General features: G+C 56.1%; 24 protein-coding genes. 9 read left to right on the top strand and 15 right to left on the bottom strand.

Going from position 1 to position 24,854, the window contains the following annotated elements; translation table 11 throughout:
• Positions 1–3: 3 nt before the first annotated feature.
• Positions 4–495 carry a YajQ family cyclic di-GMP-binding protein gene (locus ACX9GU_RS20645; protein ID WP_024483937.1) on the bottom strand — a complete coding sequence of 164 codons (492 nt, stop codon included), beginning with the start codon at positions 493–495 and terminating at the stop codon, positions 4–6.
• A gap of 169 nt (positions 496–664) precedes the next feature.
• On the opposite strand from ACX9GU_RS20645, the gene panE reads away from it, so the two are divergent.
• Both panE and yajL read left to right on the top strand, forming a co-directional pair.
• Positions 665–1,576: a 2-dehydropantoate 2-reductase gene (gene panE, locus ACX9GU_RS20650; protein ID WP_024483936.1), complete on the top strand. Its 912-nt coding sequence runs from the start codon at positions 665–667 to the stop codon at positions 1,574–1,576.
• Positions 1,539–2,129 (top strand): protein deglycase YajL, encoded by a 591-nt coding sequence (yajL, locus tag ACX9GU_RS20655; protein ID WP_024483935.1) that lies wholly within the window; start codon positions 1,539–1,541, stop codon positions 2,127–2,129. The genes panE and yajL overlap by 38 nt, the downstream gene beginning before the upstream one ends.
• Positions 2,130–2,169: 40 nt before the next feature.
• Here yajL and ACX9GU_RS20660 read toward each other — a convergent pair whose 3' ends face one another.
• Positions 2,170–2,961, bottom strand: coding sequence for a DUF4198 domain-containing protein (locus ACX9GU_RS20660; protein ID WP_473192745.1), 792 nt, complete (start codon positions 2,959–2,961; stop codon positions 2,170–2,172).
• 172 nt (positions 2,962–3,133) lie between these two features.
• A complete protein-coding gene (gene thiI, locus ACX9GU_RS20665) occupies positions 3,134–4,582 on the bottom strand; it encodes a tRNA uracil 4-sulfurtransferase ThiI (protein WP_473192746.1) in 1,449 nt (482 codons plus the stop codon).
• 288 nt (positions 4,583–4,870) lie between these two features.
• Here thiI and xseB point away from each other — a divergent pair, with 288 nt between their 5' ends.
• From xseB to dinQ, 4 genes are all read left to right on the top strand, one after another.
• Positions 4,871–5,134: an exodeoxyribonuclease VII small subunit gene (gene xseB, locus ACX9GU_RS20670; protein ID WP_021180184.1), complete on the top strand. Its 264-nt coding sequence runs from the start codon at positions 4,871–4,873 to the stop codon at positions 5,132–5,134.
• A gap of 5 nt (positions 5,135–5,139) precedes the next feature.
• Positions 5,140–6,042 carry a (2E,6E)-farnesyl diphosphate synthase gene (gene ispA, locus ACX9GU_RS20675; protein ID WP_473192747.1) on the top strand — a complete coding sequence of 301 codons (903 nt, stop codon included), beginning with the start codon at positions 5,140–5,142 and terminating at the stop codon, positions 6,040–6,042.
• Between the two features lie 21 nt (positions 6,043–6,063).
• Positions 6,064–7,926 (top strand): 1-deoxy-D-xylulose-5-phosphate synthase, encoded by a 1,863-nt coding sequence (dxs, locus tag ACX9GU_RS20680; protein WP_473192748.1) that lies wholly within the window; start codon positions 6,064–6,066, stop codon positions 7,924–7,926.
• A 605-nt stretch (positions 7,927–8,531) separates the two neighbouring features.
• Entirely contained in the window at positions 8,532–8,615 is an 84-nt protein-coding gene (gene dinQ / locus ACX9GU_RS20685; RefSeq protein ID WP_363135930.1) for a damage-inducible type I toxin DinQ, read from the top strand.
• Positions 8,616–8,672: 57 nt separating this feature from the next.
• Here the strand turns inward: dinQ and thiL are convergent, their stop codons facing one another.
• From thiL to nrdR, 5 genes are all read right to left on the bottom strand, one after another.
• Positions 8,673–9,653, bottom strand: a complete 981-nt coding sequence (gene thiL, locus ACX9GU_RS20690; RefSeq protein ID WP_473192749.1) for a thiamine-phosphate kinase — start codon at positions 9,651–9,653, stop codon at positions 8,673–8,675.
• A 45-nt stretch (positions 9,654–9,698) separates the two neighbouring features.
• Positions 9,699–10,115, bottom strand: a complete 417-nt coding sequence (gene nusB / locus ACX9GU_RS20695) for a transcription antitermination factor NusB (RefSeq protein WP_021180188.1) — start codon at positions 10,113–10,115, stop codon at positions 9,699–9,701.
• A 21-nt stretch (positions 10,116–10,136) separates the two neighbouring features.
• The gene (gene ribH / locus ACX9GU_RS20700; RefSeq protein WP_021805495.1) at positions 10,137–10,607 is read right to left on the bottom strand and encodes a 6,7-dimethyl-8-ribityllumazine synthase; all 471 of its coding nucleotides are present in this window, start codon (positions 10,605–10,607) and stop codon (positions 10,137–10,139) included.
• 120 nt (positions 10,608–10,727) lie between these two features.
• Positions 10,728–11,834, bottom strand: coding sequence for a bifunctional diaminohydroxyphosphoribosylaminopyrimidine deaminase/5-amino-6-(5-phosphoribosylamino)uracil reductase RibD (gene ribD / locus ACX9GU_RS20705; RefSeq protein ID WP_473192750.1), 1,107 nt, complete (start codon positions 11,832–11,834; stop codon positions 10,728–10,730).
• Between the two features lie 10 nt (positions 11,835–11,844).
• Positions 11,845–12,294: a transcriptional regulator NrdR gene (gene nrdR, locus ACX9GU_RS20710; protein WP_021180191.1), complete on the bottom strand. Its 450-nt coding sequence runs from the start codon at positions 12,292–12,294 to the stop codon at positions 11,845–11,847.
• A gap of 196 nt (positions 12,295–12,490) precedes the next feature.
• On the opposite strand from nrdR, the gene ACX9GU_RS20715 reads away from it, so the two are divergent.
• Positions 12,491–13,033 carry a SadB/YajI family lipoprotein gene (locus tag ACX9GU_RS20715; protein ID WP_473195223.1) on the top strand — a complete coding sequence of 181 codons (543 nt, stop codon included), beginning with the start codon at positions 12,491–12,493 and terminating at the stop codon, positions 13,031–13,033.
• Between the two features lie 50 nt (positions 13,034–13,083).
• Here ACX9GU_RS20715 and ttrA read toward each other — a convergent pair whose 3' ends face one another.
• Genes ttrA through ttrB form a run of 3 tightly spaced genes read right to left on the bottom strand, consistent with a single transcriptional unit; the run spans position 13,084 to position 17,949 of the window.
• Positions 13,084–16,167 (bottom strand): tetrathionate reductase subunit TtrA, encoded by a 3,084-nt coding sequence (gene ttrA, locus ACX9GU_RS20720; protein ID WP_473192751.1) that lies wholly within the window; start codon positions 16,165–16,167, stop codon positions 13,084–13,086.
• Positions 16,160–17,218 carry a tetrathionate reductase subunit TtrC gene (gene ttrC, locus ACX9GU_RS20725; protein WP_473192752.1) on the bottom strand — a complete coding sequence of 353 codons (1,059 nt, stop codon included), beginning with the start codon at positions 17,216–17,218 and terminating at the stop codon, positions 16,160–16,162. The genes ttrA and ttrC overlap by 8 nt, the downstream gene beginning before the upstream one ends.
• Complete coding sequence (gene ttrB / locus ACX9GU_RS20730) at positions 17,215–17,949, bottom strand: tetrathionate reductase subunit TtrB (protein WP_121606033.1); 735 nt, start codon at positions 17,947–17,949, stop codon at positions 17,215–17,217. The genes ttrC and ttrB overlap by 4 nt, the downstream gene beginning before the upstream one ends.
• A gap of 171 nt (positions 17,950–18,120) precedes the next feature.
• Between ttrB and ttrS the strand changes: the two genes are divergently transcribed.
• Both ttrS and ttrR read left to right on the top strand, forming a co-directional pair.
• Positions 18,121–19,860, top strand: coding sequence for a tetrathionate respiration histidine kinase TtrS (ttrS, locus tag ACX9GU_RS20735; protein WP_473195224.1), 1,740 nt, complete (start codon positions 18,121–18,123; stop codon positions 19,858–19,860).
• Complete coding sequence (ttrR, locus tag ACX9GU_RS20740; RefSeq protein ID WP_024483921.1) at positions 19,835–20,449, top strand: tetrathionate respiration response regulator TtrR; 615 nt, start codon at positions 19,835–19,837, stop codon at positions 20,447–20,449. The genes ttrS and ttrR overlap by 26 nt, the downstream gene beginning before the upstream one ends.
• A gap of 56 nt (positions 20,450–20,505) precedes the next feature.
• Here ttrR and secF read toward each other — a convergent pair whose 3' ends face one another.
• The 4 genes from secF to tgt are packed head-to-tail and all read right to left on the bottom strand — an operon-like array spanning position 20,506 to position 24,848.
• Positions 20,506–21,474 carry a protein translocase subunit SecF gene (gene secF, locus ACX9GU_RS20745; RefSeq protein WP_059200001.1) on the bottom strand — a complete coding sequence of 323 codons (969 nt, stop codon included), beginning with the start codon at positions 21,472–21,474 and terminating at the stop codon, positions 20,506–20,508.
• A 10-nt stretch (positions 21,475–21,484) separates the two neighbouring features.
• On the bottom strand, positions 21,485–23,332 hold the full coding sequence (gene secD, locus ACX9GU_RS20750; protein ID WP_473192753.1) for a protein translocase subunit SecD: 1,848 nt from the start codon (positions 23,330–23,332) through the stop codon (positions 21,485–21,487).
• A gap of 25 nt (positions 23,333–23,357) precedes the next feature.
• The gene (yajC, locus tag ACX9GU_RS20755) at positions 23,358–23,690 is read right to left on the bottom strand and encodes a preprotein translocase subunit YajC (protein WP_021180200.1); all 333 of its coding nucleotides are present in this window, start codon (positions 23,688–23,690) and stop codon (positions 23,358–23,360) included.
• A gap of 33 nt (positions 23,691–23,723) precedes the next feature.
• Positions 23,724–24,848 (bottom strand): tRNA guanosine(34) transglycosylase Tgt, encoded by a 1,125-nt coding sequence (gene tgt / locus ACX9GU_RS20760; protein ID WP_021805505.1) that lies wholly within the window; start codon positions 24,846–24,848, stop codon positions 23,724–23,726.
• Positions 24,849–24,854 lie beyond the last annotated feature (6 nt).

Raw genomic sequence — 24,854 nt, forward strand, 5'->3', positions numbered from 1 at the left:
AACTTAATCGCGGAAGTTTTTAAACTGGAACGGCTGCCCCAGATCGGCACCACGGATCAGCGCCATCACGCTTTGCAGATCGTCGCGTGCCTTACCGGTAACGCGGATTTCATCACCCTGGATCTGCGCCTGTACCTTCAGCTTGCTGTCTTTGATCAGCTTGACGATCTTCTTCGCCATTGAGCTTTCGATCCCCTGCTTGAGCTTGGCATCCACGCTGTAGGTTTTACCACTGTGGGTCAGCTCTTCCGGGATCTCCAGCGCGCCGCCTTCAATGCTGCGTTTCATCAGTTTTTCGCGCAGGATATCCAGCAGTTGCTGCACCTGGAAGTCAGACTCGCTGGCGACCTTAATGCTTTCGTCTTTCTCGTTCAGCTCAAAGCTGGCCGGTACGTTACGGAAATCCCAACGGGTGCTGAGATCGCGGGTAGCGTTATCAACGGCGTTGCGAACTTCCTGCATATCAATTTCGGAAACGATGTCGAAAGATGGCATACTTCTCTTCCTCCTGAATGGGTGCTGTATGATTTCGTTGCCGTGCATGATACCCGCTTTGCGGTTTCAGGCAAAATTCAGATATACGCCTGAACAAGACGTTCAACAACAGAAAAGCCTATAATCAAAAGGATGCATCAGTGGTCTTTCCGAAAACCAGGGAGATGAAATGAAAATAACCATTCTTGGTTGCGGCGCGCTCGGACAACTGTGGCTAGCCAAACTCTATCAGCAGGGCCACGATGTACAGGGATGGTTACGGGTGCCCCAGCCATTTTGTGCGGTCAACGTCATTGAACCCGACGGCACCTCGTTTAACCGTAATTTACCCACCAACGATCCTGAACACCTGCGGCAAAGTGAGTTGCTGCTGGTCACGCTGAAAGCCTGGCAGGTTTCCAGCGCGGTGACGGCATTACTGCCCAAATTAAACCCTCGCTGTGCCATTTTGCTGCTGCATAACGGCATAGGGACTCAAGAGGAATTGCCACCGCACAGCCAGCCGGTGCTACAGGGCATCACCACCCATGCCGCACGCCATGATGGTAACACCATTGTGCACGTCGCCAACGGCACCACCCATATCGGCCCAACGACCCAGCAAGCCACCCATCTCAGCCATCTGGCAGAGATCCTGCACCAGGCCCTGCCCGACGTTGCCTGGCATAACAATATTGCTTCGGCCAGTTGGCGCAAGCTGGCGGTCAACTGCGTCATCAACCCGCTAACCGTGCTGTATGACTGCCGCAATGGCGATCTGCAGCGCTATCCTGAGCAGATAGAGCTTATCTGCCGTGAGGTGGCTAGCGTGATGGAGATGGAAGGTCACCACACCTCGTGCGAAAGCCTGGTGTTCTATGTGATGCAGGTGATCCAGTCGACGGCGGACAACACCTCCTCGATGCTGCAGGATATCCGTTCTCAAAGGCACACCGAGATCGACTACATTACCGGTTATTTGCTGCGTCGCGGACGCAGCCACGGCATTCCGCTGCCAGAAAATACCCGGCTGTTTGAAATCATTAAACGCAAGGAAAATAGCTATGAGCGCATCGGTATTGGTCTGCCTGGCACCTGGTAGTGAAGAAACCGAGGCCGTAACCACCATCGACCTGCTGGTTCGCGCCGGAGTCAAAGTAACGACCGCCAGCGTTGCCAGTGACGGTGGCCTGACCATCGTCTGCTCACGCGGCGTGAAGCTGCTGGCAGACGCCCCCTTGGTGGCAATTGTTGATGACCACTTTGACGCCATCGTCTTACCTGGCGGTATTAAGGGTGCGGAATGTTTTCGCGATAGCCCGTTGCTGGTGGAAAAAGTCCGCCAGATGCATCTGCAAGGCAATATTGTCGCTGCCATCTGTGCGGCACCGGCCTTGGTATTGCAGCATCACCAACTGTTCCCGATCGGCAATATGACCGGCTTCCCCGGCCTGAAAGAGCAGATCCCGGAAGGGCAGTGGATGGAAAGGCGCGTCGTGTTCGACCCACGCGTCAACCTGCTCACCAGTCAGGGGCCAGGCACCTCGATGGAGTTTGCCCTGAAACTGATCGATTTGCTGTTGGGTAAGGCCAAAGCGGCTGAGATAGCGGCACAGCTGGTACTGATCCCCGGCATGTACGACTTCCGCGATTGAAGCAATATTGGCAGGCCGGCTGGCCTGCCAAGCCAATGGCTTATTCGCTGATGGTAAAGGTCAGCGTTGAAAGCAACACGGATCCATCACATTTCGCCTTATCCACATAAGGCAGTTTATGTTCGGTTTCAACGACCCAATATCCCGCCTTCAGCGGGTAAACGTTGACTTTGCCCTTGCCGTCGGTCTGATTCAAAAAGGCTTTGGCATGACTATGCGTATGCCCATGGTGCTCGTGTTGGTCGCCAAATCCGGCAAACGTCGCCGTCACATCGGCATTCTTTAGCGGTTTCCCGTCATACAATACCTGTATTGGCAACGGCTGCCCTGGCTTGATGGTGGCCGGGTTGGCTAACGGGATAATTTCCAGCTGCAACCCCTGCGGCTGGCTGATGACTGCGGTCTCTGTCGCCCCATCGATGTTCACAATGGTTTTGCCAAACATGGAAGCCCGCTCGCAGTAAAGCGCGTCTGGCATTTCCGTCCTGCTCTGCTGTTGCCATCCCGCTTTATTTTTCGACCAATAGGTGGGTTTATAGATAGCGATAGCGGCATAGCTGCCCTTGGCTAACGGTTTTTCCGTCACGAACTGGTAATTCTCTTTACCAGGCTTCAGCATCAGATCCCCATCCTTCCCGATCAACTGGGCCGGTGCGAAAATGTGCAGGCGATCTGCAGGGATCGCTTCTGCGGTAGGGAACTCATCTCCATAACCGAGCTCTATCGTGCTCTGCCCGCCCGTAGCGGGTAGCGCATTAACCCATAATGAATGAGCCTGTGAATGGCTGACAAACCAAAAAGGCAGTATCGCCACCAACTTTTTTAACTGCATTATCCTGCTCCTTTCCCAATAAAAAGATATGTTATAACGTAACAATAAATAAACCAAAGTAAGCCACTATGTCAAAGTTATTCGAGGGGAAAGAGAAAAAAGAGGATCAAACAGGGGACGTGGTTAAGGATAGCAACACCAGAGAAACGGCATTGCTACCCTGCAACGCAGATTACGGGCGGTAGACTTTAACGTTAGCGTAGCCCTGCTCCAGCAGGTACAGCGCTTGCAAACGGCTCATCACGCCGCGCTCACAGTACAGCAGGTAGGTTTTGCTCTGATCGAGATCGGCAAACTGCGTGCCTAACTTGTAGAACGGCAGCAGTTTGACTTCCACCTGCGCCAGTTGCAGCGGCTTCTCTTCCTGCTCGTCTACCGAGCGGATATCCAGGATCACTTCGTCAGCGCTGAATTCAGCTACGGTTTCTACTTCGGCGACCTGCTGACTGGTTTCTTCTGCGATAGTGCGGATATCCACGTTACGCGCTTCGCGCACCACGCGATCGAGGATCTCGAAGTCAAAGTGCCCTTCTTCCTCTTCAATCCTGGTTTTGATTGCCTTGACCGTCGGGCTTTTTGAGATCACACCACAGTATTCCGGCATGGTCTTGGCAAAGTCTTCAGTGCCGATTTCACGCGCCACGTTGATGATGTGCTCTTTATCATGCGAGATCAGCGGGCGCAGGATCAGGGTATCGGAGGCGTTATCGATCAGACGCAGGTTGGTCAGAGTCTGGCTGGAAACCTGGCCCAGCGCTTCGCCGGTCACCAAAGCCTGCACGCCATAACGTTCAGCAACCTGGGAAGCGGCACGCACCATCATACGCTTGAGCACCACGCCCATCTGGCCGTCATCGACCTTTTCCAGGATCTCACCGACCACCGGTTCGAAATCGATCGCCACAAAGCGCACCTTGTGTGAGCTGCCGAAGCGGTTCCACAGATAGTAGGCAACCTGCTTGACGCCAATTTCGTGCGCCGCGCCACCCAGATTAAAGAAGCAATAATGTACGCGACAGCCACGGCGCATCAGCATATAGCTGGAAACACCAGAGTCAAAACCGCCGGAAATCAGTGACAGCACATCTTCCTGGGTGCCGATCGGGTAGCCGCCAATGCCTTCGCGGCGGGCCTTGACCAACATCAGCTTGTCGTCATCGATCTCCAGGTTCACCGTAACCTGAGGGTGGGAAAGTTTGACGCGCGCGCTTTCAATATGCTGGTTCAAACCGCCACCAACGTAGCGCTCGACATCCTGCGAGCTGAACTCATGCTTGCCACGGCGTTTCACCCGCACACAGAAGGTCTTGCCTTCCAGTTGCTCGCGGTAGGTTTCCAGAGTTTGCTCAAAGATATGGTGGACATCGGTATAGGCACGATCTTCCACTTCCAGGATATGGTGAATGCCGGGAATACGCGTCAGGGCATCGGCAATCGCCGGGCGCTGATCTTCGTTTTTGGCACGCACCTCGATAAAATCCCAGTGACGGACAACCGCCAGAGTTTCATCATACTGCTTCAGGACGTTACGGATGTTGGTAGTCAGGATCTTAATGAAGCGCAAGCGCACAGATTGACTCTTGATGGTGATTTCCGGGAACAATTTAATGATAAACTTCATGGCGGTCTTTATAGTCTGATAATAATTACGGGCAAAAGATTAACACCTATCCCTTGCCAGCAGCCGTGGTTAGCTGCCACTGCAAGGCTATTAGGTATACAATGGCGATAAGATTGATAAAATCGCGGGCTGGCCGAGCTTTTATCAATCTTATCTGGGCGCGAAGTATATCACTATCTGCATGCGCGCCGTGCACAAAACCACATAGACGTGCCATGATTTGCTAATCAAGATCCGCTAGGATAGGCTCGGGCCCCACTGTTCACATGATGATGTAAAAAGAAAACTATGGCGAAAAAACCTGCACAATCAGACAGTAAAGAGCAAAGCATCAGCTTTGAGAATTCTCTGAGCGAACTCGAGAGTATCGTAACCCGCCTGGAATCCGGCGAGTTGCCTCTGGAAGATGCGCTTAATGAGTTTGAGCGTGGCGTCCAATTGGCTCGCCAGGGCCAACAAAAGCTGCAACAGGCGGAGCAGCGCGTACAGATCCTGCTCAACGACCATAACGACGATGCTGCACTGACCCCTTTTACCCCGGACGCTGAGTAATTACGATGTCTGAGTTCCACGATCAGTTACAGGCCTTCCATCAGCGCAGCGATCGCGCACTGCTTGGGTTTATCGCTCCGCTGCCGTTCAATGATGGCAAAATGGTTGAGGCGATGCGTCACGGCGCCTTGCTGGGCGGTAAACGGCTACGGCCTTTCCTGGTTTATGCTACCGGGCAAATGTTTGGCCTGAGCCTGGAGAATCTGGATGCCCCAGCGGCGGCGGTGGAGTGCATCCATGCCTATTCGCTGATCCATGACGATCTGCCAGCGATGGATGACGACGATCTGCGCCGCGGCCAGCCAACCTGCCATATCAAATTCGGGGAAGCTAACGCCATTCTGGCGGGCGATGCCCTGCAAACGCTGGCGTTCTCGATCCTGGCTGACGCCGACATGCCCGATGTGGCACTGCGCGATCGGCTGGCGATGATTTCCGAACTGGCCAAAGCCAGCGGCGTTGCTGGTATGTGCGGTGGCCAGTCGCTGGATCTGGAAGCCGAAGGTAAGCAGATCGATTTACAAGCGTTAGAGCAGATCCATCGCCATAAAACCGGCGCGCTGATCCGTGCCGCAGTTCGCTTGGGGGCATTGGCCGCCGGTGAGCCGGGCCGTGCTTCACTCCCTGAACTTGACCGTTACGCGGCCGCCATTGGCCTGGCGTTTCAGGTGCAGGACGATATTCTTGACGTCGTGGGCGAAACCGAAAAAATCGGTAAACGCCAAGGCTCCGACCAACAGCTTGGCAAGAGTACCTACCCGGCCCTACTTGGGCTTGACAGCGCCAAGTTAAAAGCGTGGGATCTCTATCAGGAAGCCTTGGCCGCATTAGACTCGTTGGCCACACAATCTTATAACACCGCACCGTTACGTGCATTGGCCAACTTCATTATTGAACGCGACAATTAACTCCTCTGATATGAGTACTGAATGAGTCTTGATATAGCCAAATACCCGACCTTGGCCTTAGCGGAAAATCCTGAAGAGCTCCGCTCGTTGCCAAAAGAAAGCCTGCCGAAGTTGTGTGATGAACTACGGCAATACCTGCTGGACAGCGTCAGCCGCTCCAGTGGCCACTTTGCGTCTGGGCTGGGTACCGTCGAGCTTACGGTGGCACTGCATTACGTCTACAACACCCCTTTCGATCACCTGGTTTGGGACGTTGGCCATCAGGCTTACCCACACAAGATCCTGACCGGCCGGCGTGACCGCATCTCGACCATCCGCCAGAAAAACGGCCTGCACCCTTTCCCGTGGCGCGCCGAAAGTGAATATGACGTATTGTCCGTTGGCCACTCTTCAACCTCGATCAGCGCGGGTCTTGGTATGGCCGTGGCCGCCGCGCGTGAGGGCAAAAACCGCCGCACCGTCTGCGTGATTGGCGACGGTGCCATCACCGCAGGCATGGCGTTCGAAGCCATGAACCATGCTGGCGACATCACCCCGGATATGCTGGTGGTGCTGAACGATAACGAAATGTCGATCTCCGAAAACGTCGGAGCGTTGAATAATCATCTGGCGCAGCTACTGTCTGGCAAGCTCTACTCCACGCTGCGCGAAGGCGGCAAGAAGGTGCTCTCCGGCGTACCGCCGATCAAAGAACTGCTCAAGCGTACCGAAGAACACCTCAAAGGCATGGTGGTCCCCGGCACGCTGTTTGAAGAGCTGGGCTTTAACTACATTGGCCCGGTAGACGGGCACGACGTGCAGGCATTGGCCGCTACGCTAAAAAACATGCGTGACCTGAAAGGCCCACAGTTACTGCATATCATGACCAAGAAAGGCCGTGGCTATGCTCCGGCAGAAAAGGATCCGATCAGCTTCCACGCGGTGCCAAAATTCGATCCGGCCAGCGGCACCCTGCCAAAAAGCGCTGGCGGCCTGCCAACCTATTCCAAGATCTTTGGTGAATGGCTGTGTGAAACGGCGGCCAAAGACAGCCAACTGATGGCGATCACGCCAGCCATGCGCGAAGGTTCCGGCATGGTGCAGTTCTCACGCGACTATCCGCAGCAATATTTCGATGTGGCGATCGCCGAGCAGCATGCGGTGACCTTCGCCGCCGGATTGGCGATCGGCGGTTACAAGCCGGTGGTGGCGATCTACTCCACCTTCCTGCAGCGCGCCTACGATCAGGTGATCCACGACGTGGCGATCCAGGAGCTGCCGGTGATGTTTGCCATCGATCGCGGCGGGATTGTCGGTGCCGACGGCCAGACCCACCAGGGCGCCTTTGATATTTCGTTCCTGCGCTGCATCCCGAACATGGTGATCATGACGCCAAGTGATGAAAACGAATGCCGCCAGATGCTGTACACCGGTTATCACCATAACACAGGCCCAAGTGCGGTACGCTACCCACGGGGCAACGGTACGGGTGCAACGCTGGAACCTCTGGCCGCATTGCCGCTCGGTAAGGGCATCGTGCGTCGCGAAGGGGAAAAGATTGCCATCCTCAACTTTGGTACCCTGTTGGCGGAAGCCGCTCAGGTCGCCGAAGCGATGAACGCTACGCTGGTAGACATGCGCTTTGTCAAACCACTGGACGAACAGCTGGTACTGGAAATGGCCACCAGCCACGAAGTGTTGGTGACGCTGGAAGAGAACGCCATTATGGGCGGCGCTGGCAGCGGGGTTAACGAGCTGCTGATGGCCAAACGCCGTGTCGTGCCCGTGCTGAATATTGGCCTGCCGGATGACTTTATCCCGCAGGGCGGCCAGGAAGAGATCCGCAGCGATCTGGGCCTGGATGCGGCCGGTATTCAGCGCCAGATTGAAACCTGGTTGGCATAAACTAGCTAGGGGCGCCGCCACTGGGCGCCCTTATCAATCCCACTCTCCAACGCCACGCCAATCAAAAAATGCAAAAACCCGACTGGTGAGGTCGGGTTTTTACGTTTCGGCCAATAGATCTGGCCGGAGTAGAACTATCTCTGGCTAACGGGCTTAGTATAAGACAAAAAGTTGACCGGAGCAAATTTGTACAGCACCGCCGTTTCCGCTTCATGTAACCAAAGCAAAGCCAAAATGCAAAAAACCGACTGGTGAGGTCGGTTTTTTGCGTTTCGGCCGATCACTCTGGCCGGGGTAGAACTATCCCTAACTAACACGGGCCAGTATAAGACAAAAGATTGAGAGGTGCAAATACGTACAATTTGACGCTCGTTTTTTACTCACCCCTCCGATATAATCAGGAGGTTAGTCATAGTGATAGTTAAACTTTGGCCTTTCGCAGCGTGGGATAGACGTCTTCAAGTCCTGGCTGAAATACAGGTGGTGCTGATTTCAGTGCTCTGGCCGGAGTTGAACTATCCCTAACTAACATTCGGGATAAACCGTTGTGACAGGCAGCGTATGAGTAAGCAGCGGCGTTCTCACTCCACTTGATGGAGGAACGGATGAAAACTTTGATTGATAAAGTTCTCATCGTTCTTAAAGCGCTGGTTGCGCTGCTGGAACTGATCCGCCGGCTCATCGATTGATGACTGTGGAAACGTAGCTAAGGTCGGGGGTTTGCCGCCTCCGACCTTTAATAATAACTATTGAGCGGTCCCGAAGTGATCGTAACCACTCCAAGGCAGTTCAACCTCTTGCTGATCGCGGTAGAACTTCATCCCTTCAGACTGCGGGCCGATCTGGCCAATACAGGTGTAATCCGCACCTAAATGGCTTAATGCCACTTCCAGCGCGCCCCGATTGATCTCTGGCACGGTGAAGCACAGTTCATAATCTTCACCGCCGGTCAGCGCCCAACGCAGCGCCTGATCTGCATCAGTATTGCTGGTCAGCGTCTGCGACAGCGGCAACTCATCCAGCTCGATACGGGCACCGCACTCAGAGGCGTTCAGCACGTGTCTCAGATCGGAAATCAGGCCGTCGGAGATATCGATCGCCGAGCTGGCCAAATCACGCAGCGCCTGGCCTTGCAGCACACGCGGATGCGGGCGCAGATGGCGCGCCAACAGATATTCTTGAGCAGCCCGATCGCTCACTTGCAAACGATCCTGCAGGATTGCCAGCCCGGCGGCGCTGTCGCCCAGCGTACCGGTCACGTAAATCCAGTCGCCAATACGCGCGCCGCTGCGGGTTAGCGCCCGCCCGACCGGGATATGGCCGTGGATCGTCAACGTCATGCTCAGCGGGCCACGGGTAGTGTCGCCGCCAATCAGTTGCATGCCGTAGTAATTCATCTGTTCGAACAGGCTATCGCTGAACGCCTTGAGCCACTCTTCGTTCACTTCCGGCAACGTCAACGCCAGCGATAGCCACGCGGGATCGGCGCCCATTGCTGCCAGGTCGCTCAGGTTAACCGCCAGGGCTTTATAACCGAGATCGGCGGGATCGATATCCGCCAGGAAGTGAATACCCGAAACCAGGGTATCGGTACTGATGGCTAAAAGCTGTTTTTCCGGCACTGTAAGCAGTGCGCAGTCATCGCCAATGCCGAGCTGTACGTCGCGGCGCACACTTTTGAACCGGTCAAAATAGCGGGCAATGAGATCAAATTCGCCACATGCCATAATTCGTCTTCCAAAGAAGTAAGGCCGGTTTCCCGGCCTTATATTTTATTTTTTCCTACGGATGCTGGGGGCTGCTTTATCCAGCACGCCATTTACAAACTTGTGGCTATCTTCTGCGCCGAAGGTTTTCGCCAGTTCGATCGCTTCGTTGATGGCCACTTTGTAAGGGACGTCTTCACGCATTTTCAGCTCGAACAGCGCAATGCGCAGTACGGCTCTTTCCACCTGGCCCAATTCTTCGAGCTGGCGCGACAGGAAGGGGGCCATCAGGCCATCCAGCATACCTGCGTTGACTGCCACACCGGACAGCAGCTCACGAAAATAGGCGACGTCAACATCTTTGACATCCTGCTCCGTCAGGAACTGGTGTTCAACATCGGCAATGTCATTTTTAGACAACTGCCAAGAGTAAATCGCTTGAACAGCGCACTCACGAGCGCGACGACGAGCAGCAGGTTTCACGGAATTCCCCTTAAACTAAATTCAGGCTTTAATAGCTTTGATTACATTAATCATTTCAAGTGCGGTCAGGGCGGCTTCTGCGCCTTTGTTGCCCGCTTTGGTGCCGGCACGCTCGATCGCTTGTTCGATGCTTTCGGTGGTCAGCACGCCAAAGGCAACCGGGATCTCGGTATTCATAGAGACTTGGCCCAGACCGGAGCTGGCTTCGCCCGCCACATATTCGAAGTGCGCGGTGCCCCCACGGATCACCGTACCCAGAGCAATCACCGCATCATATTTGCCGGTGTTAGCCAGCACGCGTGCGGTTAATGGCAGCTCGTAAGCGCCTGGGACCCAAACAACGGTGATGTTGTCATCAGCAACCTGGCCGATACGCTTCAGTGCATCAATGGCACCTTGCAGCAGGCTGTCGTTGATGAAATTGTTAAAACGTGCAATTGCGATCGCCACACGGGCATTTGGAGTAGCAACAACACCTTCGATAACTTTCATGGGCTTTCCTTAAAAATGGGTTCAATACCCCGCAGGGGGGCGGATTCTATCATATTCTTTGCCCGCCTGCGCGGCGCTTTTGTAAAACGCGGCCGCACCGGCAAGCAAAGGTTATATTCTCTATTTTGCGGTTAACCGCAGGCGCAGATCGGGGCCAATCTGGCGCACCTCGCTAAAGACAAACTCCGGCGCATCGGGCAACTGCGTCAAACCCGGCAGTTGGCACAGCCCGCGGGCATTATCCCCCAATAATTTGGGCGCGATGTACACAATGAGCTCATCCACCAACCCGGCCTGCAGCAGCGCACCGGCAAGCTGTGCGCCCGCCTCGACCCAGATGCTGTTCACCTGGCGTTTGGCCAATTGCATCATCATCACCACCAGATCGATACCGCCGCCGTGCAGTGGGAAGGTTAATTGCTCCACACCCGCAGGCCAAACCCGATCGTCTGGCTGCTGGCGTGCCAACCAGGTCATCCCCGGTTGCTGCACGACCCGGTGCTGCGGCGTAATCCGGTTCTGGCTGTCTAGAATAATCCGTAGCGGCTGGCGCAGCGTGTCACGCGGGTAAATCTGCTGGGTTTCACTGCTCAGTTCATCCCAGCGCACGGTCAGCGCGGGATCGTCGGCCAACACGGTCGCGCTGGTGCTGAGGATCGCCGAACTGGCCGCCCGCAGCTCCTGTACATCCCGTCTTGCCTGCGGTGAGGTGATCCACTGGCTTTCACCCGAGGCCATCGCCGTGCGGCCATCCAGTGAAGCGCCCAGCTTGAGCTGTACATAGGGAAACCCGGTGCGCATACGCTTGAGGAACCCCAGATTGACCGCTTCCGCCTCTGCCAGCATTACGCCGTGGCGCACTTCAATACCCGCCTGTTGCAGCTTGTATAGCCCACGCCCGGCAACCTGCGGGTTGGGATCTTGCATGGCAGCGACCACGCGGCTGACTCCCGCTGCGATCAAAGCATCGGCACAAGGTGGCGTACGGCCATGGTGGCTACAAGGTTCCAGCGTGACATAGGCCGTGGCCCCCCGCGCCTTTTCCCCCGCCATGCGCAAAGCGTGTACTTCCGCATGAGGCTCACCGGCCCGCAAATGGAAGCCTTCACCCACGATGCTGCCATCGCGCACGATCACGCAGCCCACGTTCGGGTTCGGCGTGGTGGTAAAACGCCCCAGACGCGCCAGCTCAAAGGCGCGCGCCATATAGAATTCGTCGTTTTGCATGCGGATCCTGTTAATCCTGCAGTTTGGCGATCTCTTCGCCGAATTCGCGAATGTCTTCAAAACTGCGATATACCGAAGCGAAGCGGATATACGCGACCTTATCCAGCTTCTTCAACGCATCCATCACCAGGTTGCCGACCATTTTGGTGGGCACCTCACGCTCGCCGGTGGCGCGCAACTGGGATTTGATGTGGTTGATGGCGTTTTCTACGTCGTCGGAGCTGACCGGGCGCTTTTCCAGCGCTTTCAGCATGCCACGGCGCAGTTTATCTTCGTTGAACGGTTCGCGAACCTCATCACTTTTGATCACTCGTGGCATTACCAGTTCGGCCACTTCAAAAGTGGTAAAACGTTCATTACAGACCAGACATTGGCGACGACGGCGCACCTGCGATCCATCACCCACCAGGCGGGAATCAATCACTTTGGTATCAACGGCAGCGCAGAAAGGGCAATGCATAACTCGTCCTGATAAGCGTTTACATAGTTGAGCACAGTTTACCCCGAACTAACGCCACAACAAAGACCGCCGGGCATTTGTTGCGAATTGCGTCCATCATTGAGTAATAAAGCAACCCTAAAAGGCACTGGACATGACTTTGGCCAGCGATCGGACTAAGCTGGTAGCCAGTGTGATTGAAGAGGAAATTGCCGTTATGACAATCCGTTATCGTCAGGTTTGTCTGCTCACCGCCATGATCCTGCTGGCCGGTTGTGCACAGAACCGCGAAGTGCCGAAACTCACCAACCAGGTGGTTGAGCTGAAACAGGTGCTGGGGGAGTTGACCGAGCAGGCTACCGCCCTGGAGCGCCAAAACCGGCTTAACCAAAGCTCTACCAGCGGCGTCTACCTGCTGCCAGCCGCCAATAACGCCGCCAGATTACACAGCAGCGTGGGTGAACTGAGCCTGTCGCTCAACTATGTGAAGAGCGAGGCCAACGGCAGCCAGGCAATACTGTATGTGCGTACGCTCTCAGGCCAATATCTGCCAGGCTTTACCGCTACGTTGGAGTGGGGCCAGTTGGATGCCGCAACCGGTATGCCGCTGACCGCGCAGGCGCAGTCGCAACAAATTCAGAGCACCAGTTCGCTGCTGCCAAAAACCGAGCAAATCTTTGAACTGCGCCTGAGTGGCGTAACGCCATCGCAACTGGGCTATATCCGTGTGCATAGCGTCGAGCCCATCGCTCAACGTTGATACGACGAGTCACCCAATCCCCGCTGTTCACGGGGATTGGGCCAGCAAGATTAGCCCAAACGCTGCAGCTTCGCCGGTAACCCCTGCCGTACCGCCGCCCCGCTGACCCAGTCCAGCCAGCTATTGCCGACTTCGCGTGTCGGATCGGCCAACCCCAGATCGTTGAGGTTGATCCCTGCGGCAATGCGTGGATCCGCCGCCAATGCCTGCCCATCCAGCGAATGAACCCTTGCCCCCATCTCTCTATGCCCATAGCCATGCTCAATGGCAATCACACCCGGCATCACCCCGTCGAGCAAGCTGATTTGCGCTTCCACGCTGCCCCCCGGCGTCTGCAACCTGACCCGATCGCCATGTTGTAGCCCATAGCGCTCGGCATCTAGCGGATTGAGCGCGACCAGATTAACCGCCTTCACGGCCCGCAAACGCTCGATAGGAGCGGTTGAGCTGCTCATCAGGTGTGACTTGAACGACATCAGCCGGAACGGCCACGCCTCGCTCGGATAGTGCTGCGCCACGTCGGAACCGTCGGCAAAACGTGGTGGATAATAGGTTGGGCAGCCGCTATAGCGCTCCCCGGTCATGGCATGGCGATGGCGTGCCACCTCTTCATTCCAGATATTCAGCCCTTGCTTCCACTGCGGACCGGTCGCCTCCCCTTGCCAGGCCTGCTCATGAGGCGCGAAACGGCCCCCACGCGCCAGCATGTAGCCCACCCGCAGCCGCTCGTCCGCTTTCAACACCTGATTCAGCGCTGGTTGCAGACGATCAACGCCGGTCAGGCGCAGCTCACTCTCCGTCGCCTCAGGCACTGGCTCACCGGCAAATGCCACGTTGGCCGCGGCACGCAGGTAGTAATCTTCGGCACAATGCAGCCCGCAAGGGTTACCTTGCGCATCCTGCAACGCCCCGTCGCCGAATCCCGGCAGCCCCATGGCCTTCGAGAGCGCAATAACAAAGCTCTCCAGCGCGACCGGCTGCCCATCCGCCGTCTTGGCTGTACGCGCAGGCACCACTGGCCAACGGGCGGTACTCGCCTTGACCATTACACCAGACCAAGGGGAGGTAAATCCCCAGCTTTCAAAGTTGTGCGTATCCGGCACCATATAGTCCGCCAACGCGCTGGTTTCGTTAATAAAGGCGTCGACGGAAATAAACAGCGGCAGATGCTGCGGATCCTTCAGCCTGCTCTCCACCACGTCGCGCAACCCAGCTACACCATAGAGCGGGTTGCCCATATGATTGATCCAGGCTTTCAGCGGATAAGGGTATCCCATCAGCGCCGGAGCTAGCTGCTCGGTAAACTGACCAGCCACAAAGGGATACCACGGCCCCCGCGCCGGATAAGGATTGACGCCTTGTTCCACCTTGCGGCGATATTCATCTGACTTTTCGTACGCCTGCTTACTGCGCGACAGCACCAATCCTTTCGGCTTCACCATCTCAGGGAAAGTGGCGAGATTGTAGCGTGGTCCTTCGGCAAACTCCTTGAACTTGCCGCCGCCTACTGAAACGCCCCCCTTGAGATTAAGGTTACCGATCAGCGCATTGAGCATCATCACCGCCCAGCTGCTATAGAAACCGTTGCCGCTCATCATGCCGCCATGGGAGATCACTGCCGCCTGCCGCTGGTAGGAAGTAAACTCCTTGGCCAACGCCGCAATGGTTTCAGCGCTAACGCCACACTGGGCGCTGTATTCAGCCAGCGTAAAGCGTTGTGCCGCCAGTTGCAGACAACGGAAGCTGGAGCGCACCCGTACCGGTGAGCCATCGGCCAGTTGAACCTGCTGCTCAACCAGCAGTTGCCCACGAATGGCCTCGGTGGCGGGCAGTGGCTCGTTTCGCTGTGCGTCCCACACCACGGCAGGGCTTTCCTCATCACCGCCAGCCCCACCTACCAGATGTGACTTACGCAGGAACTGGCCGCACAGAGGATGATCGTCATCGATCACCACCAGATGCGTGGCATTCGACCAGCTTTTTTCACCGGCCGCCTGCATGGCCGCCTCGCCAGATAACGACAGATAATCGGCGTTATAACGCTCCTGGTCGATAATCCAGCGGATCATGCCCATCGCTAGCGCGGAGTCCGTCCCCGGCAGTACCGGCACCCAGCGGTTATGATCGTTGGCCAGCGTGGTGGTTAACGGCAACGCCGGGGCTACCACCACGTAGCGGAACTCATCGCGCAGGCGGGCATTGGCTAACTGACGCCCCTGCCGTTTGAACGGGTTACCGGACTGTGCGGGTGACGTCCCCAAAAACAGTGCAAAGCGCAGATGATCCCAGTCGGGTTTCACATGGGCGTTTTTGTCCAGATCGCCCATCAGCGCCCCGGAACCTGCCCGGTAGGCTAGACCACAGTAAGCGCCATGATGGCCGAAGTTACGCGTGCCAAAGGCGTTTTGTGCAAAGCGTTTGATAAAGGTATCCCGCCCCTCATCACCTGCGTTGGTGACCAGCAGTTGGTTAGCCTTCGGCCCAAGCGTTGGCTGTGCCGGGTCGAGCGGCGTTTGCAGATCGCGGATGGCCCGTAATCCCTCCACGGGCCCTTCACCAAACAGATCGCCGCCTTCAACCACTTCCTTGATCAGTTGTTCAAAACTGATGCGCTGCCACTGCCCGCCACCACGTGGCCCTACCCGTTTCATCGGTTCCAGCACCCGGTACGGGCTGGTCAACCCTTCCAGCAGGGTAGCACCGCGAGCACAGGCGGTTGAGCGCTGTTCCAGACCGGCATCACCGCCTAGCCGGTTGAGCGCATCACTCACAGGCAAACGATAAGGAAAATGGCGATCGTGCGACAGCGGATGATAGGGGTTACCCGCTACGCGCAGTATCTGATTGCTGTCACGATCGACCCGCACCCGCAGGCCGCACAGCGTCCAGCAGCCAAAACATTGCGTCATGGAAACTGCCTGCTGCGGATTGGCCTGCCAGCCTTCGGGATGCTGGCGGCCTTCTGGCGGTAACGCATTGGCACTGATCCGGTCCAGCGTCAGTTTTCCACTGCTGCCGTCACGCAGGCCGGTAAACACCTTCTGCACCATTTCGCTGTAGCTGGCACCAAACACGGCCAGCCCACCCAAAGCGAGCCCGCCTTTCAACCACTGACGACGCGTTGACTTAGCCATAGCGTTTTTTCTCCATCAACCCATGCTGTAATTCACGAACCCCGATGATCAATGCCAGCCACAGCCCGAAGGTACCGAGGATGGCCAATAGCCCCTCGCTGCCGAGCGGTAACACATAGGGGTTGAGCAATATATTGAACTTGGGCAGCGTCTGGGTTTGCATCAGCAGCATCCAGCGCACGCCCCAACAGAGCAGCAACGCTGCCACGCATTGTGCTAACAGACCTGCCGTCCCTAGCGCCCGATGACGCGATCGCCAAGCCGAAACCAGCAATAGCAGGATCAAGATGGCAAATGCGCTGCCAACCCATGACCAAACGCTCCCCTGAGCAGGTAACTGACGCAGCGCAGCGGCGGAGTCACTACCGTCCAACCACCAGCCCAGACTGGAGAGGCACAGCAACAGCAGAGAGATCCCTTGATAGCGTGCCAAGCGCGATTGCCATTGCGGTTCATGGCGTAACCAATAGGCCAGCATTGGCGGAACGGCCTGCATAGCGGTGAGCAGCAATAGCCAAGGTAACCACAGGCTGTACCACAGCGGTTGTGAACGCAGCACGGACACTTCGCGGCCGGTATAGAGCAAGATGCTGACGGCTGAAAGCAGCGTGGCCAATGCCACCCAACGTAACCATTTCTCCTCTTGCCAAGCGGGCCATATCTGTAACCAGCGCGCCCAAAATGGCAGGGCTTTTGCCCTCAGTTGGCAACGCAGCAGCAAAATGAAATAGGCCATTACCAGCAAGGTAAACAGCGGCAAAAACACCGAGCCAAGAGACATCCACGACCAAGATGCAAAATGGGCATAGAAATGCCAGATCCGAGCGGGCTGATGTAAATCCGCACTCAGAGCCAACGGGGCCACGGTGCCGCTCACCACCGCCAACGAAACGGCAGCCAACTCCAGCCGAGATGCCTCAGACGCTGAACGCCAGCGTAGCCAGGCTGCAATGGCAATGCTGCTACATGCCAGACCGATGAAAAAGAAATACTGTACCGCCCATGGCAACCAGGCGATCTCCTGTGGGCGAGCCATCACTTCGCGGATCATGAGTGTACCTCCTGCCACAGCGCCGGTTGTCCCCGGACATGGCTGACAAAAGCCTCATCCAGCCCCAGATAAAACACCTGTGGGTGCGTCCCCTGCTCGGGTTTCAGCACCTTTAGCTCCCCTCGATGCTGTTCCAGCGTGCGCCTTAAAGTGCCTTGTTCATCGTTAAGATCGCCGATCATGCGCGCACCACCGACGCAGGATTCAACGCAGGCAGGCAACAGCCCGGCATCCAGGCGGTGGACGCAGAAGGTGCATTTATCCGCGGTTTGGGTTTCATGGTTGATAAAGCGCGCCTCATAGGGGCAGGCTTGCACACAGTAGGCACAGCCGACACAGCGGGTGTTATCGATCACCACAATGCCGTCCTCACGCTGGAAGGTCGCCTGCACCGGGCAGACCGGCACGCAAGGCGGGTTATCACAATGATTGCACAGGCGCGGAAGCAGCACGTTGGTGGGGATACGCTGGCTATCCGTGACGACCTGATACTGCAGTACACTGGTGCGAAACTGCCCCTGCGGCAGCTGATTTTCTACCGCGCAGCTAACCGTGCAGGCCTGGCAGCCAATACAGCGGCGCAGATCGATCAACATCGCCATACGCTTTTTGCCGTCGCCTTCACGCCGCTCGGGTTGCAGCTGCCAGCCGGAGTGCGCCAGCGGTACCAACGCGGCACCCGCAGTCAGGACACCGAGGCGTTGTAAAAATTGCCGTTTTCCACTATCCATTGATTTCTCCCAAAAAGTATCAACCGGGGAGCTGATACAAAGGAGTGTAAAAGTGGCGTACGACCGCCCATATTGTGGTTTACCACATTCCCTACTGCGGCTTGATCCAGGACAATTCTGGCGGGCGATCGAGATCATAAAAATGGAGATGATGTGAAAAAAGCAGTACTGATGATCTTGCTATGCAGCTGGTTGAGCCCGGTCTGGGCAGGGCAATGGACTATTGCCGTGCTGGCATTACGCGGCGATACCCATGCGCTGGCCCAATGGCAGCCGTTAATTAACCATCTCAACCGTCAGTTCCCAGACGAAAGCTTTCAACTGTTGCCGCTGAACCTGGCCGATATGGGGGAAGCCGTCAGCAACGGCCAGGTCGATTTTCTGCTCACCAACCCGGCGCAGTATATTCAGTTGGACAATAGTTATCCGTTACGCTGGTTGGTGTCCTTACGTTCCAGCAAAAATCAGCAGAATGCCTCTAACAACGTGATAGGCAGCGTGATATTGGTACGCCGCGATAGCCCAGTGACCAAGGCTACCCAGCTCACCGGTAAAAAAGTGGGCGCAGTCTCCCCTGACGCCTTCGGCGGCTATCTGCTGGGCTATAAGGAACTGTTGGCCGCCGGCTTACATCCGGAAAAAGATCTGCAACTGCACTTCAGCGGTTATCCGGTGGACGCCCTGCTTTATCTGCTGCGCGATCGTGCACTGGACGCGGCCATAGTGCCGGTTTGTCTGCTGGAAGAGATGGAGAAAGAGGGATTACTCAAAGCCAATGATTATCGTGCCCTGCTGGCCAAACCCAGCGCACAGCCCTGCCTGACCAGTAGCGTGCTTTATCCCAACTGGTCGTTTGCCGCCTTGAACCACGTACCCGATCCCCTGGTCGATGAGCTGACCCGCCAACTGTTGCAAATGAATACCCCAGGTCTCCCTGCCTGGGGCGCTCCCGCCTCCTCTCGTCAGGTAGATCAATTACTGCGCGATCTGGATCGCCATCCGGCACAGCGTTCACTCTGGCAAGAGATACACAGTTGGGCATTGCAACATCTGCTCCTGCTTGGCGCGATCGCCGGAGGCATGCTACTGCTTGGCGCTAACCACCTGTGGATCGGCCACCTGGTACGCCAGCGTGGGCGCGAGCTAGAACAAATGCATCTGACGCTACGGGCCAGAGAAGCGGCGCTAGCCCGGGCGCAACGTCTCAGCACTCTTGGTGAGATGGCCTCCGGCTTTGCTCACGAACTTAACCAGCCTCTGGCGGCAATACGTCACTATGCTGAAGGCTGCCGTATTCGCCTTGAGCGCAGCGATCCACAGCACGAGCTGTTGCCGATCCTCGAACAGATTGGCCAACAGGCGCAGCGCGGGGCAGAAACCATCGTCAATCTGCGCCAATGGGTCAGCAAAACGCCACACCATGAAAGCGCACAATGGCTAACGCTGCGCCCCCTGGTGGAAAACGTCATCAAGCTGATGCGCATCGAACAGCATTACCCGCTGTGCCGCATGGTCATCATCATCGCCCCGAAAAGCCGGTTGTATAGCCAGGCCACGCTGTTGGAGCAGGTGCTCACCAATTTGTTAAGCAACAGCCTGCAGGCCGGTTCCCAGCAGATCACCCTGCGGCTGGAAACCGATGGCGATCGGCAGACGCTAATACAGGAAGACGATGGCGGCGGCCTCAGCGCCGAACAGTTAGCACAGCCGTTCGTACCTTTCCGCAGCACTAAATCGGAAGGACTTGGCTTGGGGCTGGTGATCTGCCAACGGCTGCTGAGAAGCCAACAGGGGGAGCTGACGCTGGAAAATTATTCGATATCGCCACAACGGCAGGGGCTACGCGTTACCCTGCTCTTCCCTGGGAACAAGAAGGAAACACGCCATGGCGCTGATACATCTGGTCGATGACGATCTGGCGGTCACCGACGCCAGCCGCTTTTTACTCGAAGGGCTGGACTATCGGGTGAAGATCTGGAACGACAGCCAAAACTTTATCGACCAAGTCGATCCTTACCAGTGCGGCGTCGTGATGCTGGATATTCGCATGCCGGGGATCGATGGGCAGCAAATCCATCAGCGGCTACGCGAGCGGGAAAGTACGCTGGCAGTGGTGATCGTAACCGGTCATGGCGATATCGCCATGGCGGTAGCAGAGATGAAATTGGGAGCGTTGGATTTCCTGCAAAAACCGATTGCTACCGCACCGCTGATCGCCGCGTTGGAACGGGGGATAGCTCATTCTCAACGTCAGGTGGAGCGCTACCAGTTGCAGCAACGTTTCAGTACGCTGACCTCGCGCGAGCGTGATATCGCCAGCGCCGTTGCCGCCGGTATGACCAACAAGGCCATCGCCGATCGTTACTTCGTCGCCGTACGCACCGTAGAGGTACACCGCTCTAAAGTGATGGAGAAGATGCAGGCCACCAGCCTGGCGGAATTGGTGAGTTCGCTGAACCTGCTGGCAGCGCAGGAGCAAAAAAAATGCCGGTCAGCGTAAACTGACCGGCATCTGGCTCAGACGGTGCGTGGCTTATTCAGCCGCACACCGGGCAATCACGGCAGGATCGAAGGCTGATCGGCGCCCTCTTTCTCCACTTTCTGCTGCAGCATGTGTTCGCGTTTCATACCCAGTTTCAACGCCAGCGCAGAGGCGACGTAGATAGAGGATACGGTACCGATAGACACACCGATCAGCATGGTCAGGGAGAAGCCCTGTAGCATCGCGCCGCCGAAGATGTACAGCATCAGAACCACCATCAGCGTAGTGGCGGAGGTCATGATGGTACGGCTCAGCGTCTGCGTCAGCGAGACGTTCATGATTTCATAAGGCGTACCGCGACGGATCTTGCGGAAATTCTCACGAATACGGTCAGATACCACGATACTGTCGTTCAGCGAGTAACCGATCACCGACATCAAGGATGCCACGATGGTCAGGTCAATCTCGATATGGAACAGCGACAGCACGCCCATGGTGATGACCACGTCGTGCGCCAGGGCGATAACGGCCCCCGCGGCCAAACGCCATTCAAAACGAAAGCCCACGTAAATCAGGATACAGATCAACGCCACCAGCAGCGCCATGCCGCCGGTTTGTGCCAGTTCTGCCCCTACGCTCGGGCCAACGAATTCAATACGCTTGACGGACGCATTCTTATCGACTGATTCGTTGATCACGCCAATAACTTTGTTACCCAGTTCCTGGCCTGCAGTACCGACCGCCGGTGGCATACGCACCATCACGTCACGGCTGCTGCCAAAGTTCTGGATAATCGGGTCCTGGAACCCGGCTTTTTCCAACGTATCGCGCATCAGGTCCAGATTCGCGGGTTGTTCCAGAGTAATTTCAATCACCGTACCACCGGTGAAATCCAGACCCCAGTTAAACCCACGCACGGACATGGTGGCGATCGACGCTACCAACAGCACCAAAGAGATGCCGAAGGCCACGTAATCCCAGCGCATAAAGTCATAGACTTTACGGCCGTAGTTGAGTTGTTCAACAGTATAATCCTGTGCCACAACGCACTCCTCAGATAGACAGCTTGTTAATGCGCTTGCCGCCGTAAAGCAGGTTGACGATGGCACGGGTACCGACAATCGCGGTGAACATGGACGTCGCCACACCGATTGCGGTGGTAATTGCAAAGCCCTTGATCGAACCGGTACCGACTGCGTACAGGATGATCGCGGTGATCAACGTCGTGACGTTGGCATCAACGATACTGGAGAACGCGCCTTTATAGCCCTCATGGATCGCCTGCTGAATGGATCGTCCATTCTTCAGCTCTTCCTTGATACGTTCGTTTATCAGTACGTTGGCATCAACCGCCACCGCCAGCGTCAGCACGATCCCGGCAATCCCCGGCATGGTTAGCGTCGCCCCTGGTAGCAGAGACATCACGCCAACGATCAGCACCAGGTTAGCCATCAACGCGGTAGAGGCGATCAGGCCAAACTTGCGGTACCACACCACCATAAAGACGATCGAAGCCACCAGGCCCCACAGGCAAGCTTCCAGGCCCTGGGTGATGTTCTGTTGCCCCAAGGTTGGACCAATGGTCCGCTCTTCCACGATCTGGATAGGCGCAATCAACGCACCGGCACGCAGCAGCAGCGAAAGCTGACGTGCTTCGTTCGGGTTGCTGATACCGGTGATACGGAAGCTGTTACCCAGACGTGACTGAATGTTCGCCACGTTGATCACTTCTTCCTGCTTCACCAGCACGGAACGGCCGTTGGCATCTTTCTTGCCGCTGTCTTTATACTCCACGAACAGCGTTGCCATTGGCTTGCCAATGCTGTCTTTGGTGAAGTTGGACATGGCAGTACCACCAGCGCTGTCCAGCGAGATATTTACCTGTGGCTGGTTGTACTCATCGGTGCTGGAGGTGGAGTCTGTAATGTGGTCACCGGTCAGGATGACGCGCTTGTACAGCACAACCGGTTGGCCTTCACGGGTGTATTTCACCTCGGAGTCACCCGGCACACGGCCATTGGCCGCAGCGGTCGCATCCGCGTTGGTGTTTACCAGACGGAATTCCAGCGTAGCGGTCGCACCCAAAATTTCTTTGGCGCGCGCCGTATCCTGAATACCCGGCAATTCAACAACGATACGATCGGCACCCTGGCGCTGTACCAACGGTTCGGCAACGCCGAGCTGGTTGACACGATTACGCAGGATGGTGATGTTCTGCTGCACCGCATACTCACGTGCTTCGCTCAGGCGAGCGTCGGTCATCGTTGCTTTCAGGGTGTTGCTGCCGTTGGCAGAAAGCACCAGATCGCGCTGACGTGGCGTCATGTAGCTGATGGCCTGGTCGCGAGCGGCGTTGTCACGGAAGCGAACTTCCACGCCGTTGTTGTCCAACTTGCGGATCGCAGCGTAAGGAATGCCCTTTTCACGCAGTTCGCTGCGCAGGGTATCCATTGTTTGTTCTTGCAACTTGCTCAGCGCGGTGTCCATGTCGACTTCCATCAGGAAGTGCACGCCACCACGTAAATCCAGACCCAGCTTCATCGGCTCTGCGTTGAGCATCGCCAGCCAGGCAGGCGTTGCCGGGGCAAGGTTCAATGCGACGACATATTTGTCACCCAGTTCCGCCATCAAGGCTTCACGGGCGCGCAGCTGAACGTCAGGATCTTTAAAGCGAGCCAGGATGGCACCGTTTTCCAGCGCAATCGACTTGCTCGCAATATTGTCTTTTTCTAATACAGTACGGACTTGGTCCAGCGTAGTTTCACTGGCGGCGACTCCGCGCGCGCCAGTGATCTGTACGGCCGGATCCTCTCCGTAAATGTTGGGAAGCGCATATAGCAGTCCGACGAGGATCACCACGATCAGCATCAGATACTTCCACAGAGGATAACGGTTTAGCACGGCAGTTCCCTTAGGGAAAACAAAATTACAGGGCCTTCATAGTACCTTTCGGCAGAACGGCCGCCACGAAGTCACGCTTGATCATCACTTCCGTGGTGTCATTCAGCGCGATGGCAATGATACCGGTATCTGCCACTTTAGTGACACGGCCAATCAGGCCACCGGTGGTCAACACTTCATCACCCTTGCCGATGGAGTCCATCAGTTTTTTGTGCTCTTTAGCACGTTTCTGCTGTGGGCGCAGGATCATGAAATAGAAAATCAGACCAAACACCACCAGCATAATGATCAGAGAGTACGGGCTACCCTGAGATGGAGCCCCTGCTGCTGCCACTGCATCGGAAATGAAAAAGCTCATTAAAATTCCCTCATTAAATTTTCAATTATTAATTCAAGCGTTTAAAGGTGGTATCGGTTTACCGATCCGACCATAAAAATCCGCCACAAACAGCTCTAATTTACCCTCTTCAATGGCCTGGCGTAAACCCGCCATCAAACGTTGGTAATAGCGCAAGTTATGGATGGTGTTCAATCGGGCACCGAGAATTTCGTTGCAGCGATCGAGATGATGCAAATAGGCACGACTATAGTGGCGACAAGTATAGCAGTCACACTCACTGTCCAGCGTGGAGGTATCATCCTTGTGCTTGGCATTACGGATTTTTACCACACCGTCCGTCACGAACAAATGGCCGTTACGGGCATTACGCGTTGGCATCACGCAGTCGAACATGTCGATGCCGCGACGCACGCCTTCAACCAGATCTTCCGGCTTGCCAACCCCCATCAGATAGCGTGGCTTATCTTCTGGAATTTGTGGGCAAACGTGTTCAAGAATGCGATGCATATCCTCTTTTGGCTCACCTACCGCCAAACCGCCCACAGCGTAACCATCAAAGCCGATCTCCACCAGCCCTTTTACTGATACATCACGTAAATCTTCGTAAACACCGCCCTGGATAATACCGAATAACGCATTGTTGTTATTCAGTTCATCAAAACGCTGGCGGCTGCGCTGCGCCCAACGCAGAGACATTTCCATCGAACGCTTGGCATAGTCCCAATCCGCCGGGTAAGGCGTGCATTCGTCGAAAATCATCACGATGTCAGACCCCAGGTCGTACTGGATCTCCATCGATTTTTCCGGGCTGAGGAACACCTTATCGCCGTTGATTGGGTTACGGAAATAAACGCCTTCCTCTTTAATCTTGCGCATCGCCCCCAGGCTGAACACCTGGAAACCGCCGGAGTCGGTCAGGATCGGCCCGTGCCACTGCATAAAGTCATGCAGATCGCCGTGCAGCTTCATGATCTCCTGCCCTGGGCGCAGCCACAGGTGGAAGGTGTTACCCAACAGGATCTGCGCACCGGTGTCTTTCACTTCTTCCGGCGTCATACCTTTGACCGTGCCATAGGTACCCACCGGCATAAAGGCCGGGGTTTCCACTACGCCACGCTCAAAGACCAGGCGGCCGCGACGAGCACGGCCATCGGTTGTCTGTAATTCGTACTTCACAAAACC

The sequence above is a fragment of the Serratia sp. K1WW1 genome (genome assembly GCF_055790865.1).